This is a genomic window from Winogradskyella echinorum, from assembly GCF_014297365.1.
GTDB classification, from domain to species: domain Bacteria; phylum Bacteroidota; class Bacteroidia; order Flavobacteriales; family Flavobacteriaceae; genus Winogradskyella; species Winogradskyella echinorum.
In genome coordinates, this window is record NZ_JACOQD010000001.1 from 1019623 (window position 1) to 1037443 (window position 17821).

18 protein-coding genes and 1 tRNA gene are annotated in these 17821 nt (G+C 32.6%); 13 read left to right on the plus strand and 6 right to left on the minus strand.

The window, feature by feature from the left end; genetic code table 11:
* Nucleotides 1-17: 17 nt before the first annotated feature.
* Together H8K90_RS04520 and rseP are read right to left on the minus strand one after the other, a co-directional pair.
* Nucleotides 18-91: transfer RNA gene (locus tag H8K90_RS04520), tRNA-Asn, on the minus strand.
* Between the two features lie 95 nt (nt 92-186).
* On the minus strand, nt 187-1530 hold the full coding sequence (rseP, locus tag H8K90_RS04525) for an RIP metalloprotease RseP (protein WP_186844737.1): 1344 nt from the start codon (nt 1528-1530) through the stop codon (nt 187-189).
* A 193-nt stretch (nt 1531-1723) separates the two neighbouring features.
* Here rseP and H8K90_RS04530 point away from each other — a divergent pair, with 193 nt between their 5' ends.
* The 3 genes from H8K90_RS04530 (at nt 1724) to feoB (ending at nt 4798) form a co-directional block, all read left to right on the plus strand.
* Nucleotides 1724-2398 (plus strand): SCO family protein, encoded by a 675-nt coding sequence (locus H8K90_RS04530; protein ID WP_186844738.1) that lies wholly within the window; start codon nt 1724-1726, stop codon nt 2396-2398.
* Nucleotides 2399-2472: 74 nt separating this feature from the next.
* Entirely contained in the window at nt 2473-2706 is a 234-nt protein-coding gene (locus tag H8K90_RS04535) for a FeoA family protein (RefSeq protein WP_186845258.1), read from the plus strand.
* Nucleotides 2699-4798, plus strand: coding sequence for a ferrous iron transport protein B (gene feoB / locus H8K90_RS04540; protein ID WP_186844739.1), 2100 nt, complete (start codon nt 2699-2701; stop codon nt 4796-4798). Before H8K90_RS04535 ends, feoB begins: the two co-directional genes overlap by 8 nt.
* Before the next feature lie 179 nt (nt 4799-4977).
* Here the strand turns inward: feoB and H8K90_RS04545 are convergent, their stop codons facing one another.
* Entirely contained in the window at nt 4978-5415 is a 438-nt protein-coding gene (locus tag H8K90_RS04545) for a hypothetical protein (protein ID WP_186844740.1), read from the minus strand.
* Nucleotides 5416-5582: 167 nt separating this feature from the next.
* Here H8K90_RS04545 and H8K90_RS04550 point away from each other — a divergent pair, with 167 nt between their 5' ends.
* The 6 genes from H8K90_RS04550 (at nt 5583) to H8K90_RS04575 (ending at nt 11389) form a co-directional block, all read left to right on the plus strand.
* A complete protein-coding gene (locus tag H8K90_RS04550; protein ID WP_315970265.1) occupies nt 5583-6158 on the plus strand; it encodes a metal-dependent transcriptional regulator in 576 nt (191 codons plus the stop codon).
* Between the two features lie 71 nt (nt 6159-6229).
* The gene (locus tag H8K90_RS04555; RefSeq protein WP_186844741.1) at nt 6230-7036 is read left to right on the plus strand and encodes a transporter; all 807 of its coding nucleotides are present in this window, start codon (nt 6230-6232) and stop codon (nt 7034-7036) included.
* A 3-nt stretch (nt 7037-7039) separates the two neighbouring features.
* Nucleotides 7040-7945 (plus strand): metal ABC transporter solute-binding protein, Zn/Mn family, encoded by a 906-nt coding sequence (locus H8K90_RS04560; RefSeq protein WP_186844742.1) that lies wholly within the window; start codon nt 7040-7042, stop codon nt 7943-7945.
* Between the two features lie 45 nt (nt 7946-7990).
* Nucleotides 7991-8788 (plus strand): metal ABC transporter ATP-binding protein, encoded by a 798-nt coding sequence (locus tag H8K90_RS04565; protein ID WP_222611307.1) that lies wholly within the window; start codon nt 7991-7993, stop codon nt 8786-8788.
* 320 nt (nt 8789-9108) lie between these two features.
* Nucleotides 9109-10236: a metal ABC transporter permease gene (locus H8K90_RS04570; RefSeq protein WP_186845260.1), complete on the plus strand. Its 1128-nt coding sequence runs from the start codon at nt 9109-9111 to the stop codon at nt 10234-10236.
* Nucleotides 10229-11389, plus strand: coding sequence for a metal ABC transporter permease (locus H8K90_RS04575; protein ID WP_186844743.1), 1161 nt, complete (start codon nt 10229-10231; stop codon nt 11387-11389). The genes H8K90_RS04570 and H8K90_RS04575 overlap by 8 nt, the downstream gene beginning before the upstream one ends.
* A 103-nt stretch (nt 11390-11492) precedes the next feature.
* Here the strand turns inward: H8K90_RS04575 and H8K90_RS04580 are convergent, their stop codons facing one another.
* The 3 genes from H8K90_RS04580 to H8K90_RS04590 form a co-directional block, all read right to left on the minus strand.
* On the minus strand, nt 11493-13250 hold the full coding sequence (locus H8K90_RS04580; protein WP_186844744.1) for a hypothetical protein: 1758 nt from the start codon (nt 13248-13250) through the stop codon (nt 11493-11495).
* Between the two features lie 11 nt (nt 13251-13261).
* Nucleotides 13262-13804, minus strand: a complete 543-nt coding sequence (locus tag H8K90_RS04585) for an RNA polymerase sigma factor (RefSeq protein ID WP_186844745.1) — start codon at nt 13802-13804, stop codon at nt 13262-13264.
* 70 nt (nt 13805-13874) lie between these two features.
* Nucleotides 13875-14660 carry a TerB family tellurite resistance protein gene (locus H8K90_RS04590; RefSeq protein ID WP_186844746.1) on the minus strand — a complete coding sequence of 262 codons (786 nt, stop codon included), beginning with the start codon at nt 14658-14660 and terminating at the stop codon, nt 13875-13877.
* Nucleotides 14661-14863: 203 nt separating this feature from the next.
* On the opposite strand from H8K90_RS04590, the gene H8K90_RS04595 reads away from it, so the two are divergent.
* From H8K90_RS04595 to H8K90_RS04610, 4 genes are all read left to right on the plus strand, one after another.
* A complete protein-coding gene (locus tag H8K90_RS04595) occupies nt 14864-15274 on the plus strand; it encodes a BrxA/BrxB family bacilliredoxin (RefSeq protein WP_186844747.1) in 411 nt (136 codons plus the stop codon).
* 137 nt (nt 15275-15411) lie between these two features.
* Complete coding sequence (locus H8K90_RS04600; protein ID WP_186844748.1) at nt 15412-16149, plus strand: lysophospholipid acyltransferase family protein; 738 nt, start codon at nt 15412-15414, stop codon at nt 16147-16149.
* Between the two features lie 19 nt (nt 16150-16168).
* Nucleotides 16169-17149 (plus strand): acyl-ACP desaturase, encoded by a 981-nt coding sequence (locus H8K90_RS04605; RefSeq protein WP_186844749.1) that lies wholly within the window; start codon nt 16169-16171, stop codon nt 17147-17149.
* A 9-nt stretch (nt 17150-17158) separates the two neighbouring features.
* Nucleotides 17159-17821 carry an HD domain-containing protein gene (locus H8K90_RS04610; protein WP_186844750.1) on the plus strand — a complete coding sequence of 221 codons (663 nt, stop codon included), beginning with the start codon at nt 17159-17161 and terminating at the stop codon, nt 17819-17821.

Here is a 17821-nt window from a genome sequence, read left to right on the forward strand (position 1 = left end):
TGTTGAACTTTTGTTTGCTCCTCTTCTTGGGCTCGAACCAAGGACCCTCTGATTAACAGTCAGATGCTCTAACCAACTGAGCTAAAGAGGAAGGTTATTTTCGCATTAGCGAGCGCAAATATAAATTATTTTTTAATCTCTACAATATGAAAATTAATTTTTTTGAGATTTCAATTATAAATTTATTTAATTAGTAATCGCTTTAAAAATATCATTACCATTTGCAAATAGCACTAGCGCAATTAAAATAAAGAATCCTACCACTTGAGCACGCTCTAAAAACTTTTCGCTTGGTTTACGTCCAGAAATCATTTCATAAAGTAAAAACATTACATGACCACCATCTAAAGCTGGTATAGGAAGTAAGTTTAAAATGGCTAACATAATAGATAAAAATGCTGTTAAGCCCCAAAAATATGGCCAACTCCATGTTGGTGAAAATTGATCGTATATAGCTTTAAAACCACCTAAACCTTTGTAAGCTCCTGTGCTTGGACTAAAAATTGCTTTCAGCTGATCAAAATAATTAGTAATCGTTTTAGTAAATTTTCGACCTCCTGCCCCAAAACTTTCTCCAAAAGTATATTCCTTTCTAAAAATATTATAGTAACCTAACTCTTCAAATCGAGATGGATTATTATAAGGTCTTATTCCAAAATTACCTTCATCATCAAGTAAAAGTTCTTTAGTCACTTTAGAATTATCTTCTCTTAAAATTTCTACAGAAACTGTGGTGTTTTTTGCCCCATCGATAACTTCATCTAACTGATCAAAATATTTTAACGGCTTACCATTAATACTAGATATAACATCTCCTTGTTTTAACCCTTTCTTTACATTTAATGATGTATCCGCTACTTCGCCGACCATAAAAGGGATTCTATATTCAAAATTCCTTTTACTTTTACTTGCTGAATATTGCCCTAAAAAATCTTCTGGTAAATCAATAATTTTTTCTTCACCATTTCTGTTAATAGTAATAGACTCGGCATTTATTAGATTAAAACCAATATCAGAATCATTTATAATAGGCGTGTCATTAATGGCTAAAACCTTATCTCCTGTTTTAAAACCTATATCTAATAATGCAGGATTGTCTATCCAGTAACCATCTTTTAAGCTCTCTACCTTTACATCAGAGTCGCCATATGCAAAAGATATTGCTACATAGATAACGTATGCCAAAATAAAGTTTACAGTTACACCACCAAGCATAATAATTAAACGTTGCCAAGCTGGTTTAGAACGAAATTCCCAAGGTTGTGGAGGCTGTGCCATTTGCTCCTTATCCATACTCTCATCAATCATTCCTGCAATCTTTACATAACCACCAAGAGGTAACCAACCAATACCATATACAGTATCTCCTATTTTCTTTTTAAAGAGAGAATATTTTACATCAAAAAAGAGGTAAAATTTTTCAACTTTAGTTTTAAAAAGCTTTGCAGGTATAAAGTGACCTAGTTCATGCAGTACAATTAGTAAGGATAAGCTAAGTAAGAATTGAGATATTTTTATAATAAATTCCATGTAATCATTTTCAAATTTCAATTCGCAAAAGTAACCTTTTAAAGGCATTTAGAAAATAATTGTATTTCTAATCGATTTATTTTTAACATGGTTTTATAAAACTTAAGGCAAAACCTTCATATTTGTGTTAAAAATGCAATAGAAAATAGGCCTGAATCGTACCTTTGCAATTCAATTGTAAAACACCTAAATAATGTCATTTCTTTCATTTTTTAAAGGTTATAAAAACTTCGGAATTTTCTTTTCAATTTTGTGTATTGTAATCATTGCTATAATTTACAATATTTTAAACGTTAAGAAGCCTTTGCCAATTTATCAGCCTGCAATGGTAAGCGAAGAATTGGTAGATAGTACCATTCAGTATCAAAAAAAATATCACAAGATTGCAGATTTTAGTTTAGTGAATCAAAATGGTGAAACCGTAACGCAAGACACTTACAAAAATAAAATATATGTTGCTGATTTCTTTTTTACAACATGCCAAACTATTTGTCCCATAATGACAGATCATATGCATCAAATTCAAAAAGAAATAATTAATGATGATGATGTAATGTTACTTTCTCACTCTGTGACTCCTAAAATTGACAGTGTGGCTCAACTAAAAAAGTATGCCCTAGAAAAAGGGGTAATAGACAAAAAATGGAATTTAGTAACAGGAGACAAAAAACAAATCTATCAATTAGCAAGAAAAAGTTACTTAGCAGTAAAAACAGATGGTAATGGTGATAAATACGATATGATACATACCGAAAACTTTATGCTTATTGACAAAAAACGTCAAATTAGAGGGTTTTACGATGGCACAAAACCAGAAGATATCGATAAACTCCTTGATGATATTGAAACTTTAAAAGAAGAATATTAAATTCTTCTAAAAATGGTTTTAACCACTTAAAATTTTAGCTTACTTTTGCTTCTTTAAAATCAATCTAAATAAGAATAGGCTTGACACTTGCAGATTTAAAACGCGGACAACAAGGCATTATTAAAGATGTGTCTTCAAATCTTATACCATTAAAACTCCTAGAAATGGGCTGTTTACCAGGAAACTCTGTAGAGCTTGTACAAGTTGCTCCTTTTGCAGATCCTATGTACCTCAACATTAATGGGTCGCATTTAGCAATTAGAAAAGAGACTGCTATTCATATATTAATAGAAACTATAGATGAGTAAGCAAATTAATGTTGCTTTAATAGGAAACCCAAATACCGGAAAAACCTCTGTATTTAATGCTCTTACTGGATTAAATCAAAAAGTTGGTAATTATCCTGGTATTACGGTTGAAAAGAAAGAAGGAATTTGCAAATTACCTCGAGGTCTAAAAGCACATATTATTGATTTACCAGGTACTTATAGTTTAAATGCCTCTTCTCTAGATGAAAATGTAGTCATTGAATTACTTCTTAATAAAAATGATAAAGATTTCCCAGATGTAGCTGTAGTAGTTAGTGACGTTGAAAACTTAAAGCGAAACCTTCTACTCTTTACACAAATTAAGGATCTAGAGATTCCTACTATTTTAGTAATTAATATGTCTGATCGAATGGCTTATAAAGGTATTTCGTTAGATATTGAATATTTAGAGCAACAACTCGAAACTAAAATTGCACTAATAAGCACAAGAAAGAATAATGGTATAAATGAGTTAAAAGAACTTATTACCAATTACAAGGAACTTTCAACAACACCTTGCTTAAATGCATCTACTATTGATGAAGCCTACTTTGATAACTTAAGAAAAGCATTTCCTAATCAATTATTATATAAACTTTGGTTGGTTATAACACAAGATGTAAATTTTGGAAAAACAGATAGAAAAACCATTGATGCCGTATCAGATTTTAAAACAAAATCTGAACGCGATTTAAAACGTCTTCAACAAAAAGAAACAATAAAACGTTATCAGTTTATCAATGACACTCTAAAAAAAGGGCAAACTATAGATCTAAAAACTGCTAAAGATTTAAGAATAAAACTCGATAGAATCCTAACACACAAAGTTTGGGGTTACCTAATATTTGGCGTCATTTTATTAACCATTTTTCAAGCTATATACGATTGGTCTAGTGTGCCAATGGATTTTATAGATAGCACATTTGCGTCATTAAGTGAGTGGACAAAAAGTGTAATGCCAGAAGGTGCATTTACAAGTCTTTTAGCCGAAGGTATTATTCCTGGCCTTGGTGGTATTGTTATTTTTATACCTCAAATTGCTTTTCTATTCTTGTTTATTTCTATTCTAGAAGAAAGTGGCTATATGAGTCGTGTGGTATTTCTTATGGATAGAATAATGCGACGATTTGGACTTAGTGGTAAAAGTGTAGTCCCTTTAATTTCTGGTACTGCTTGTGCCATACCAGCTATTATGGCTACACGTAATATAGAAAGTTGGAAAGAACGCCTCATTACCATTTTAGTAACACCGTTTACAACCTGTTCTGCTAGATTACCTGTTTATTTAATTATTATCGCCTTAGTTATTCCAGAAGGTCGATTTTATGGTCTTAGCTATCAAGCATTAACATTAATGTTACTATACCTCATTGGTTTTGGTGCAGCAGTGGGTTCTGCTTGGATTTTAAATAAGATTCTTAAAATAAAAAGCAAAACATTCTTTGTTGTAGAAATGCCTAATTATAAACTTCCAATGTTTAAAAATGTGGCAATTACGGTACTCGAAAAAACAAAATCATTTGTATTTGGAGCTGGTAAAATTATTCTGGCTATCTCAATTGTACTATGGTTTTTAGCATCTTATGGACCTGGTGAAAATTTTAATAATGCAGAAGCAATTGTAACTGAGCAATACGCAACAGAAAATTTAAGCGAAGATGAGTTAAACCAAAAAATAGAATCTCATAAATTAGAGCATTCGTTTATAGGAATTGCTGGACACGCCATTGAACCTGCAATAAGGCCTTTAGGCTACGATTGGAAAATCGGTATTGCCATAGTAAGTTCTTTTGCAGCCCGCGAAGTTTTTGTTGGTACTTTGGCAACCATCTATAGTGTTGGTAGCGACGAAGAAGAAACGATTAAAAACCGAATGGCTGGTGAAGTAAATCCAATTTTAGGAGGACCACTATTTAATTTTGCTTCCGGAATCTCATTATTATTATTTTACGCATTTGCTATGCAATGTATGAGTACATTAGCAATTGTAAAACGCGAAACCAACTCTTGGAAATGGCCAATGTATCAATTGGTAATTATGAGTGGTTTTGCTTATATTGTAGCATTAATAGCTTTTCAAGTATTAAAATAGATGAATACAATTATTCAAAACATATTAGTTTTTTCTGCCTTGGCTATAGCCTTACTTTTCTTAGTAAGAAAATTTGTCTGGAAACCTAAAAAAGTAAAATCATCCAGCGCCTGCGAAAGTGATGATGGATGTGGTTGTCACTAATTAATTCCTTTGAAAAAAAAGGAATCTCATTCTAATTATTCTAACCGTTTCGACTTAAAAACTACTTCTAACCGATACTCTTCAACTATAATATCGTTCACACCTTCTGGATAAGGTGATAAAGCAAAGCCATAAATTTTAAAATCTTTGGCATTAAAGGCTAAATTGTTAGATTCCATAACATATCCGCTAGCATCAATTCTTATTGTTTTGTCTTCTAAAAACTTACCGTTTTTATATATTGAAACTAATACATCTGCCTCACCTGCTCTTACACACATTACATTTTTAGGGCAACGTGAATCCGTAATTACTTTTTTAAACTTAACTTCATAATCTTTAAAATCAACTTTTTGTTGGTAACCAACAACCTTAGTAATACTTAAAGAATCTTTTATTACTTGAGCTTGCGCATTCAATGAATATAAAAGCGATGCGAAAAAGAACATTAACACTAATAAGTTAAATTTCATAATAGTTGTTTTTTAATATCTGTATAAAGCTAATTCATCTACTTTTTAAGGACGCCAAATAAATGCCAATGTTACAAAAATACAATTCAATGAATTGAGTATTAATTTTTTTAGTTACATTTGAAAAATTTTTAAGTATACTTAAAATCTAATTAAAGCTATTAAAAATGTCAGTTGCTATTGAAAACTTCGTAAAAGCTATTTACAACAATAATTCTCACGATGCTAAAGATACAAAGCCAGGAAATATTGCTAAAAAACTTGGTATATCTAATGCAGCAGCAACAGACATGGCAAAAAAGTTAGCCGTAAAGGATCTATTGCATTACCAAAAGTATCAAGAATTACAGCTTACGGATAAAGGTCGAAAGATGGCTATGAATATTGTAAGGAAACATCGTCTATGGGAAGCTTTTTTATTTAAAATGTTCGATATGTCCCTTCACGATATTCATAGAGAAGCAGAGCTTTTGGAACATCAAACATCAGACCTTTTAGCTGATAAAATAAGCGCTTATTTAGGGCATCCTAAATTTGATCCTCATGGAGATCCAATTCCAAATGCAGAAGGAGAAATTACAACTAAAGATACCTCTGTTTCACTTTCTAATGCTATAGAAGGTAAAACATATATTATATCAAGATTAATGAGTGACGATAAAGAATTCTTTGAGTTCTGTGCGCATCACAAACTAAAATATGGTCATGAAGTAAAAATCTCTAAGCAATTCAAAAAAAAATAAAATGACTGAGCTTTCAGTAAACAATAATACCATATTATTAAACGAAGATTTTACAACCTTAATTTATGTCAATGAAGTTAAATAACAAACCAATAGTATTTAGTATCGTACTAATTACTTCAGTAATGTTCTCTTTTGCGCAAGAGACGGATAATAATGACATTATAGTTACAGATAGGCCAGATGCAACTGAAGCTTCTTCAACTGTTGGAAAAGGTACACTTCAATTTGAAACTGGTGGACTATACGAATCATTTGAAAAGAATAATATAAAATCTGAAAACTATACTTATAACACTATGCTTATTCGTTATGGAATCCTAGATAACCTCGAATTACGCTTAGGATGGGATTTTGTAGAAGGCACAACAAAAGTAAATGGTAATAAATTAGATAACGTGGCAAGTGGACTTTCACCTCTTCTTTTTGGTGTAAAAATTGATATCGCGGAAGAAAAAGATGGTATGCCAGAAATCGCACTTATTGGTCATGTGTTTCCTGTATTTAGTGCTTCTACAGATTTTAGACCAGAAACTACTGCTGTAGATTTTAGATTTTCTTTATCTCATACATTAAGTGAAAAATCGAGTTTAGGCTACAATATTGGCGCACAATGGGGAAATGATTCACCAGAAGCAGCAGCAATTTATACATTAGCTTATGGTTATAGCATTACAGATAAGTTCGGCTTTTATGCCGAGTTATATGGTGATTTACCAGAAGATAATTCTGCTAATCATTATTGGGATGCTGGTTTCACATACCTAACTTGTAACGATTTACAATTTGATGTTTACTTCGGAACAAGTATAACCGAAGGTCAGGATTTATTATTAGGAATGGGATTAAGTTATAGAATGAAAAGAAAACAAATTTAAAAGATGAAAAAAGGAATACTATTATTAGCTATATTATTTGTTTTTAGTTGTAAAAATGAAACTAAAAGCAACGGCAAACTTAATGTAGTAACTTCAACTACAATGATTACAGATTTAGTTAAAAATATTGGTGGTGATTATATCAATGTAGAAGGCTTAATGGGTAGTGGCGTAGATCCGCATTTATATAAAGCCAGTGAGGGAGATGTAACCAAACTAGTAAATGCAGATGTTATTTTTTACAACGGTTTACATCTAGAAGGAAAACTTGTAGAAATTTTTGAAAAAATGGATAGCGATAAAGAAACTATTGCACTGGCCGACGAAATTAATAAAAAGCAACTTATTGTCTCAGAATATTTTGCTTCAAACTATGATCCACATGTATGGTTTGATATTAACTTCTTCAAGCAATTTGTAGAAAAAGTTACTATAGTCTTATCTGAAAAAGATCCTATAAACGCTGAAAAGTATAGAGAAAATGAAAAACGTTACTTAGCAGATTTAAATAAATTAGACGAAGATGTGCAAGGTGTCGTTGATGTACTGCCAAAAGAAAAAAGAATACTAGTAACAGCGCATGATGCTTTTAATTATTTTGGAAAGGCTTACGATTTTGAAGTTGTAGGGTTACAGGGATTATCTACTGCTACTGAAGCAGGAGTACAAGACGTTCAAAAACTGGCAGCATTTATTATAGACAAAAAAATTAAAGCGATTTTTATTGAAAGTTCAGTCCCAAAACGTACCATTGAAGCTTTACAAGCAGCTGTAAAATCTAAAGGTCATGATGTGGTTATTGGAGGTACACTTTATTCAGATGCACTTGGTAATGCTGGTACGGCAGAAGGTACTTATGTCGGTATGTATCGTTATAATATCAAGACTATAGTTAGTGCTTTGCAATAAATTCTTGCGTAGGCAGGAATCTCACCAAAAAGAGTTTAATCTTAAATGGAAAAAGAATTAAAGGAAAATATAAGAAATAATAATTCAGCTCATGGAACTCCTGCTTCCGCAGGAGTGATAGCAGTAAAGGTTGACGATTTAACCGTAGCTTACAACTACAAACCAGTACTTTGGGATATTGATTTAGAAATTCCAGAAGGAGTCCTAATGGCTATTGTTGGACCTAACGGAGCAGGGAAATCAACCCTTATAAAAGCTATTTTAGGTATTTTAAAACCTATTGCTGGAAGCGTAACTATCTATGACAAACCTTACGAAAAACAACGCCAATTAGTGGCTTACGTACCTCAAAAAGGAAGTGTGGATTGGGATTTTCCTACTACAGCATTAGATGTCGTTATGATGGGAACTTATGGTAGTCTCGGTTGGATAAAACGACCAGGACAAAAAGAGAAAAAAGCAGCATTAGAAGCCTTAGAAAAAGTAGGCATGTTAGCTTTTAAAAGCCGACAAATCAGTCAGCTTTCAGGTGGCCAGCAACAGCGTATTTTTTTAGCAAGAGCGTTGGTTCAAAATGCATCTATCTATTTTATGGATGAACCGTTTCAAGGTGTAGATGCCACCACTGAAATTGCCATCATTAATATATTAAAGGAACTCAGAAAAGCTGGTAAAACAGTAATAGTTGTGCATCACGATTTACAAACCGTACCAGAATATTTTGATTGGGTTACCTTTTTAAACGTGAAAAAAATTGCCACAGGACCAGTTAAAGATATTTTTAATGATGATAACTTAACTAAAACTTACGGTATTAATTATAAAGTGAGTATACAAGAGTAAATAGTTGGCAGTGTTCAGTCACAGTTAGCAGAGCTTACTCAGTTAAATAAAAAATCAATATAGTTAGTAAAAATGCGAGTCCCAAATTTCGACATAGTCGCAAATCATCAAAATTCAGAAATAATGAACGAAAGAACGAAGATGCAAGGCGAAGCCTTAAGCACGAAGTTCTGAAAGTGAATGTTGCTTTAGCAATTTCCTAATTTTGATAGTGATTTTTTGGTTCGTTTTGTATCAAGACAAAATGAACGTAATAATATATAACAGACTGCTACAGCTAACAAAAAAGTTAGCTTCGCAATGACATAAATTAGAGTATTATAGACATAACAGAATACATAAAACTCGTCTTCACAGACTACACACTAAGAACTATCACTTTAGGCACTGCTATTTTAGGTGCCGTTTGTGGTATGCTTGGCAGTTTTGCAGTACTTAGAAAACAAAGTTTACTAGGTGATGCTATTTCTCATGCTGCTTTACCAGGCATTGCTATAGCCTTTTTAATTACTGGAGCTAAAGACAGTAATACGTTACTCTTAGGTGCATTAGTAAGTGGTTTAATAGGCACTTTCTGGATAAGAGGAATCATTACAAAAACGCATTTAAAATCAGACACAGCACTTGGTCTCATTTTGTCCTTGTTTTTTGGATTTGGAATGCTTTTACTAACCTTTATTCAAAAACTGCCAAATGCTAATCAAGCTGGATTAGATAAGTATTTATTCGGACAAGCTGCAACTTTAGTAGAAAGTGATGTTTGGATGATGGCAATAGTTACTGGAATCTGTCTCATCGTAATGTTAACGTTCTGGAAAGAATTTAAAATCCTCTTATTTGATGCTGACTACACTAAAACCCTTGGATTTAATACCAAAACCATTGATATTCTTATCACAAGTTTTATTGTTTTGGCTATTGTTTTAGGGCTTCAAACTGTTGGTGTTGTACTTATGAGCGCCATGCTATTAGCACCTGCTGCAGCCGCACGACAATGGACAAATAGTTTGGCTGTTATGGTCTTTTTGGCTGCGATATTTGGAGCGTTTTCTGGTGTTTTTGGTACTGCTATTAGTGCCACTCAAAACAACTTATCTACAGGTCCTGTCATTGTGCTTGTTGCTGGAGTCTTCGTTGTTTTTTCATTTATATTTTCACCAAGTCGAGGATTGTTATTTAAACAAATTCGTTTTATCAAAAACCGACGCGATCTACAATTACATAAAACATTAGCGTTTATGCATCATATTGCAGAAACTCATGAAGATATTTCGCATCCTCATGCTATAAAACTTCTCAATAATTTTCAAGGCTACACAAAATCTACACTTCAAAAATTAGTGGAGAAAGATTATGTAAAACTTCAAGGTAATATGTGGAGTTTAACTAAAGTTGGTTTCGATACGGCTGCAAATTTATATACAAAACAAAGTACTGAAGATGAGTAATGCACAATTTGAAATACAACTTATTGCTAGTTTGGTAGCCGTTGCTTGTGCTATTCCTGGTACATTTTTAGTACTACGGAAAATGGCTATGATTAGCGATGCCATTAGTCATTCCATTTTACCAGGCATTGTCGTTGGTTTTTTTATTACGCACGATTTAAATTCACCTTTACTAATTCTTTTAGCGGCTTTAACTGGTATCATCACTGTGGTTTTAGTTGAATATATTCAAAAAACAGGGTTGGTTAAAGAAGATACTGCAATTGGCTTGGTGTTTCCTGCGCTATTTAGTATTGGTGTAATTATGATTGCTAAAAATGCCAATGATATACACTTAGATGTCGATGCGGTTTTACTTGGTGAACTCGCTTTTGCTCCTTTTGATAGATTACTGATTGGCGGAACTGATGTTGGTCCAAAATCATTATGGATTGTTGGTACTATTTTACTCATTACAATAACCTTATTAATCGCGTTTTTTAAAGAATTAAAAGTCAGTACGTTCGATAAAGGGCTTGCGGCTTCCTTAGGGTTTTCACCAGCCATTATTCATTATGGCTTAATGTCTGTGTCTTCGGTTACAACTGTGGGAGCTTTTGATGCTGTAGGAGCTATTCTTGTTGTAGCGCTAATGATTGCACCAGCAGCAGCAGCTTATCTCTTAACTACAGATTTAAAGAAAATGCTTGGGTTTGCTATCGGTTTCGGAATTTTTAGCGCCATTTCTGGGTATTGGGTTGCACATTTGCTAGATGCATCAATAGCTGGTTCAATTACAACTGTACTTGGTCTTGTGTTTTTATTGGTCTATTTATTTGCGCCAACAAAGGGCATTATCGCTGTGATGTATAGAGAACGTCAACAACGTATAGAAGTGTCTTTATTGACCTTTTTATTACACTTAAAAAATCATGATGAAGTTGAAGAACGCCACGTCAATCACCTTAGAGAGCACATTAATTGGCAAAAAGTACGTGCAAAAACAGTTCTCGATTTAGCACAGAAGAACAATATGATTTATATTGACAACAACATTGTGTCACTCACAGAAAAAGGTGATGAATTTACGTCAAAAGCTATTGATTATATCATCACCAACGAAGATGGGCAGATTGAGGATATGAAAGATGATTTCTTTTTATTTAGAGGGTAAGCGTATTTTTTGATTGATGAATATGATGATAGAATCTTCACTCGTTCCTCGTTCTGAATGACAAAACATGAAGCTGATGTCATTCAGAACGAAGTGAAGAATCTTATTCAAACGCTTTGTTTAGTTTTATCAATTCATTCTTTAGTTCTTCTGCTGTAACTTCTTTAAAATCTAAATCTATTCCAGATATTTGTTTAGTTGTTACATCCTTCATTCCTATAAAAAGTTTTTCACCTTTCTTTTTAATTGCCAATAGAATAACATCTTCATCTAAAGGAATTTCACCAAAACTATAGTCTTCATTAATTCTTTTACTAGGCAGAACAGAACTAATTGACTTAAAGATCATTTTCACATTTGCGCCTTCAGCATCTTTAATCTTTAGTTTGTACTTAATTTTTCTCTTTTTGCTCCTCACAAAACGGTCGCAATTTATCCAGCCTAATTTTGGTGAATTAAGCGTGTAACCATTGTCAACGGCTCCTAATTTTGAATTCAAAACTATTGTTGCACTATCAGATTTAACACCAATTAACTCATCAATTCCGTCACTTAAAGTTATTGGTAATAAAAGTTGTGAAGCAATAGCTTTACCATTCTTTTTTGCAGGTATCATTTGAGGCAAATCCATTAAAACTCTATTGACTTCTTCTTCTAGTAATGGCTCTAGATTTGAAGTCACTACTTCAAATACATTACCTTTTTCATCAAACTTAATAATTGTACTTATACGTTTTCGACCTGAGATATTTAATTCTTCAATGATATCTGTATCAAATTTTCTAGACACATGTTCTCTAATTTTATTGAGTGTACAATCGTTGGTTTTTTCTTCACATCCTTTATATGTCGGTATATCTTTAATCTGAAATGGAACTTCTGTTAATGATACTGCAACAGGATTAACTTCTTCAAACTCCCCTATTAATTCATCTGTCACATTAGTTTCTACTTCATTACTTAAGACCCAATTAATATTATCGTCTATTTTTTCGCCTTCAAAAAGTTGCATATTTTCCTTTCCTCTATTGTTGAAAACGATACGTAACTCCTTTTCTGGTTTCAACTTTAATTTTGAACCATTTTTATTAGCTTCTATATAAAGCATTCCTCCAGTTTCTAGTAATCTATCATCAGATTTTGTACTTAAATTTGCCAACAATATATCTGATAGTTTATAGTATTCTTTAATCTTTAAATCTATTTCTCCAGAGACTGATTTCCCTGTTTTTACATCAATAAAAGCATCCTTAGGAATAGAAATTTTTGTACCTTCTTTTAGGGTCATTTCAAAATTTTCTTCGCTGTTTATTGAAATACTTTGAGGTGCTTGCTCAACTGATTTTAGAAAAGAAATTATATCCATTTCTGTAGAATTAACAGACTCAAAATCATCTTTTATTAAAATTGTATCCACCACTTCTTTTTTTGATACAATATTTACTTTGGGTTTAGATATTACATTTTCTATTGAAATTGTATCTATAGGAATTTTCACTTTATCCTCACTTTCTGTTTCAATTGAATCAGAAACAAACTCAATAATATTATTGGCAGGAAGAATTGAATTTTCTACATTTTTAGATTTTGTAATTATGCTATATGCCAAAATTGAAATTAATAGGATTCCTATTGTGATTCCAAAATATTTCAGCCATTTAGCTCTAATATAGTTTTGTTTAGCCTTGCTAATTTCTTCAATTATGTTGACACGTTCAATTCCGTTTAAAAAAACGATATGTTCTTTGTAAATAGATGTGAATTCAGAATCAATTTGAAGTCTCTTCTCAAACTCTAATACTTCAGCTTGCGAAAGTGTTTTATTTAAATACGCGTTTATTAAATCTATATAATTTTCCATGATTTCCTAAATTAAGATTGAACCGTTGTTAATTGATTTCTGTAGATGTCCTTTGCTTTTTGTAAGCATTTATACTTCTGATTTTTTGCAACTTTTTCGCTTTTAAATTGCATCTCCTCAGCAATGACCTTAAAGGTCATTTTCTTAAGGTAAAATCGTTGTAGTAGTTGTTGACATCGTTCTCCTAATTTGCGAAACGCATGTTCTGCTAATTTGTATTTCTTTTCTTCTAAAATAGCATCAAGTATGGAAACGTCTTCACTTTGTAAGTTTTGTAATTCTTGCTTTGAAAATTGTTTTTGAGTGTCCTTCCATACAAATCTAGATACCGAATAGAGATAGGTATAAAATGAAGCCGTTAATTTAAAATCTATTTTTTCGAGATTTCTAATAAGGATAATTAGTGCTTCTTGAAACACATCATTGGCGTCTGCTTTTGTGCCTCCTTTAGAAAGAATAAGTTTTTCTATGCGTGGATAGAGTTTATACAACTCTCTAAACGCTTTATCACGTTGACCATTTTTAAAAAGTCCCATTATTTTGTCGTCGCTCATAAGAGTGGTTTACTTATTAATGGTTGTTTTACAAAAAGGTCACCTAAATTTTAAAAATAATTTTAGTTTTCTACTTAAACCCACGCTCCTTCTGAATAAGTTCATACGCAGCTTGTACTTGTCTAAACTTTTCTTCTGCACCTTCTTGATGCTCTTTACCCAAATGCCCAACACGATCTGGATGGTATTTTTTAGCCATTTTTCTGTAGGCCTTTTTTACGGCATCATCTGAAACAGACTTGTTAATTTCTAAAACTTTATAGGCATTATTAGTACTGTCGTAAAACATTGCCTTAATACTTTCATAATCTTTATTACTAATGCCTAAATACCCAGACATGGTATATATTTGACGTAATTCTGATTCTGCCACATGGCCATCTGACTTTGCTATACCAAATAAAAAGTGAAGTAATTGTAAGCGTGAGGCATGATCCATCATCTGCTTAATCTGCAAACAGACTTGTCGCATTGAAACGTTTTGTTTACTAACGCGTTTAAACAGTTCAAAAGCATTATTAGCCCTTTGTTTGCCATACATATTTGTAAACTGCTGACGTACAAAATCTAATTCGCGCTGATCTTGTTTGCCATCTGCTTTTATAATTATAGATGCTAAAATGAGTAAACTCACTTCAAAATCTCCAGATTGTGTTTGTGGTCGTTGTCTTGTTTGTCTTGGTCTTTGACGATATGGATCTCGTCGTTGTCTTCCTGTTTGGCGTTCACCTAGCAAAGGTGTTCCGTTACCAGATAAATTATCAACAAAACTCCCAATTGCTAATCCAATTATGGCACCTATTGGGCCTCCAAAAGACCATCCAATTGCACCTCCTACCCATTTTGCAAAACTCATGTATTCTCTTAATTATGTATTGAAATTCAAATATACTATTTGTTAGTAGATAAAATCTATGATTTGTTTCAATTCAAACTATAGAAAATAGAGATAGTACAATTCAAACTGCTTACTAAATACCAATAATGGCTTACTTTTTTCCCTTATCTTTGCATTTCGATAACTATCGGAGCAATAAAGATTAATTAAAAAGAAAAAATATGTATCCAGCAGAATTAGTAAAACCAATGCGTGAGGATTTAACCAACGTAGGTTTTGAAGAATTACATACAGCAGATGCTGTAGATAATGCTATAGCAAAAGAAGGAACGACTTTAGTAGTTGTAAATTCAGTATGTGGTTGTGCAGCAGCAAACGCTAGACCTGGAGCTCGTATGAGTTTACAAAATGCAAAACGTCCAACAAATTTAGTGACTGTTTTTGCAGGTGTAGATAGAGAAGCTACAGATAAAGCAAGAGAATATATGATTCCTTTTCCTCCAAGTTCGCCATGTATGGCTTTATTTAAGGATGGAGAATTAGTACACATGTTAGAGCGTCACCATATTGAAGGTCGTCCGGCTGAATTAATTTCAGAAAACCTTATGGACGCTTATAATGAACATTGCTAAAAAATTTAGGTTAAAATAATCTACTTTAATTAAACCTCACTGTCATTTTGAGCAAAGTCGAGAAACATTTTTAAGACATTTCGACTACGCTCAAAGTGACAGTTTTTTTATGTTTTCACTTTTCATATTTTTACAAAATGAGAAAACTATTAGCTTATCCTCTTACAGTCCTCTATTTCATTTGCTTTGGCCTAACATTGGTAATATTTCATCCTATACAATGGTTTTGCTTTAATGTGTTTGGATACAAAGCGCATAAGATAAGTGTAGATGCTTTGCAGTTTTGTTTAATGAAATGCCTTAATATTTTAGGTACGCGTATTTCGTTTAACAATACGCATAACATACCTACTAATAAGCCATTAATTATAGTATCAAATCACCAAAGTATGTACGACATCTCACCAATTATGTGGTACATGCGTAAACATCATGTTAAGTTTGTTGCAAAAAAAGAATTAGGGAAAGGTTTCCCTAGTGTGTCTTATAACTTACGTCATGGAGGCTCTGTTTTAATAGATAGAAAAAATCCGAGACAAGCCTTACCTGCTATGATGGAGTTTGGTGAATACATTGAATCAACAAATAGGGCTGCAGTTATTTTCCCAGAGGGTACACGAAGTAAAGATGGTAAACCTAGACCTTTTAAAACTAAAGGACTTCAGGTATTAATGAAAAAAATTCCTTCAGCATTAATAGTACCGATAACAGTAAATAATTCTTGGAAAACGCTACGCTATGGCAAATTTCCTATGGGAATAGGAAATCATATTAAATTTACAGTACATAAACCTTTAGAATTAGCTAACTTTACTGATAAAACTGAATTACTTCAACAGGTTGAAAATACAATAGTAGAAGCTATTCAGGTTTAACCATTATAACACCATCAGCATGTCATTGAAAAATGTAAGATTAGAAGTGATGAAACATCTTGAAAAGGATGTAGAATCTCTTATAGAAAAATACCTAATTCCTATTGATACCATTTGGCAACCTACCGATTTCTTACCAGATTCTACAAAAGAGTCTTTTTTTGAAGATGTACGTGAAATTAGAGAGCTCTCTAAAGAATTAGATTACGATTTTTGGGTGGTTTTGGTTGGTGATATGATTACAGAAGAAGCTCTGCCTAGTTACGAATCTTGGCTTATGGATGTAGAAGGTGTTGACCAAGTAGAACCAAATGGTTGGTCTAAATGGGTAAGACATTGGACTGGTGAAGAAAACCGACATGGAGATGTACTCAATAAGTACTTATACCTCTCTGGACGTGTTAACATGAAAGAAATTGAAAAAACCACTCAATATCTTATTGCAGATGGACATGATATTGGTACAGATAGAGATCCATATAAAAACTTTGTTTACACAAGCTTTCAAGAATTAGCTACTTATATTTCTCATAATCGTGTTGCTAAAATTGCTAAGAATAAAGGAAATAAACGATTGGCTAAAATGTGTAAAATTATTTCTGGAGATGAGATGCGTCACCATCATGCTTATTCGGAGTTTGTTGAGCGCATTTTTGCTGTAGATCCAAGCCAAATGATGATGGCTTTTCATGATATGATGAAACGAAAAATCGCTATGCCAGCACACTTTTTAAGAGAATCTGGCGATAAAATTGGCACTGCTTTCGAAGAATTTTCTAATACGGCACAACGTATTGGTGTCTATACGTCTACCGACTATGTAGATATTCTTCAAAAATTAATTGAGCGTTGGGATATTGGTAACATAACTGGTTTAAATGAAGAAGCTGAAAAAGCTAGAGAGTATTTAATGAAATTACCTCCAAGGATGTATCGCTTATCTGAACGTATTAAAATTCCTGAAAATTCGTTTCAATTTAAATGGGTAGATCCTGCATAACTATTTAAAATGAAAGCCCCAGAATCTCAACTCATAGAAGCGACCATCAGCTATGTAAAAACTGAACTTAAAAATGCCGAAGGTGGCCATGATTGGTTTCATATAGAGCGTGTTTATAAGAATACTTTACTAATTGCTAAAAACGAATCTGTTGACCTTACTGTGGTTTCTTTAGCAGCACTGTTGCACGATATTGCAGACCCAAAATTTTATAATGGAGACGAATCTGTTGGCCCAAGAAAGGCTAGCGCGTTTCTTTTAAAGCAGAATGTGGATAGCGAAATCATAGAACATGTAACTCAAATTATTGAAAACATGTCTTTTAAAAATTCCTTTGATCTAAGTCCTTCTTTTACATCCAAGGAAATGGAAGTGGTACAAGATGCAGACCGATTAGATGCTATTGGAGCTATTGGTATTGCACGTTGTTTTAATTATGGTGGTTTTAAAAACAGAACCTTGTACGATCCTGAAATAGAGCCAAACCTCAATATGACAAAAGCCGAGTATAAAACGGCTAAAGCACCAACAATTAATCATTTTTATGAAAAATTGTTACTTCTTAAAGACCAAATGAACACTAAAACTGGTAAGCGTATTGCCTTAGATAGACATAAGTATATGGAAGGTTTTTTAAAGCAATTTTTTGCAGAATGGGAAGGTAAGAAATAG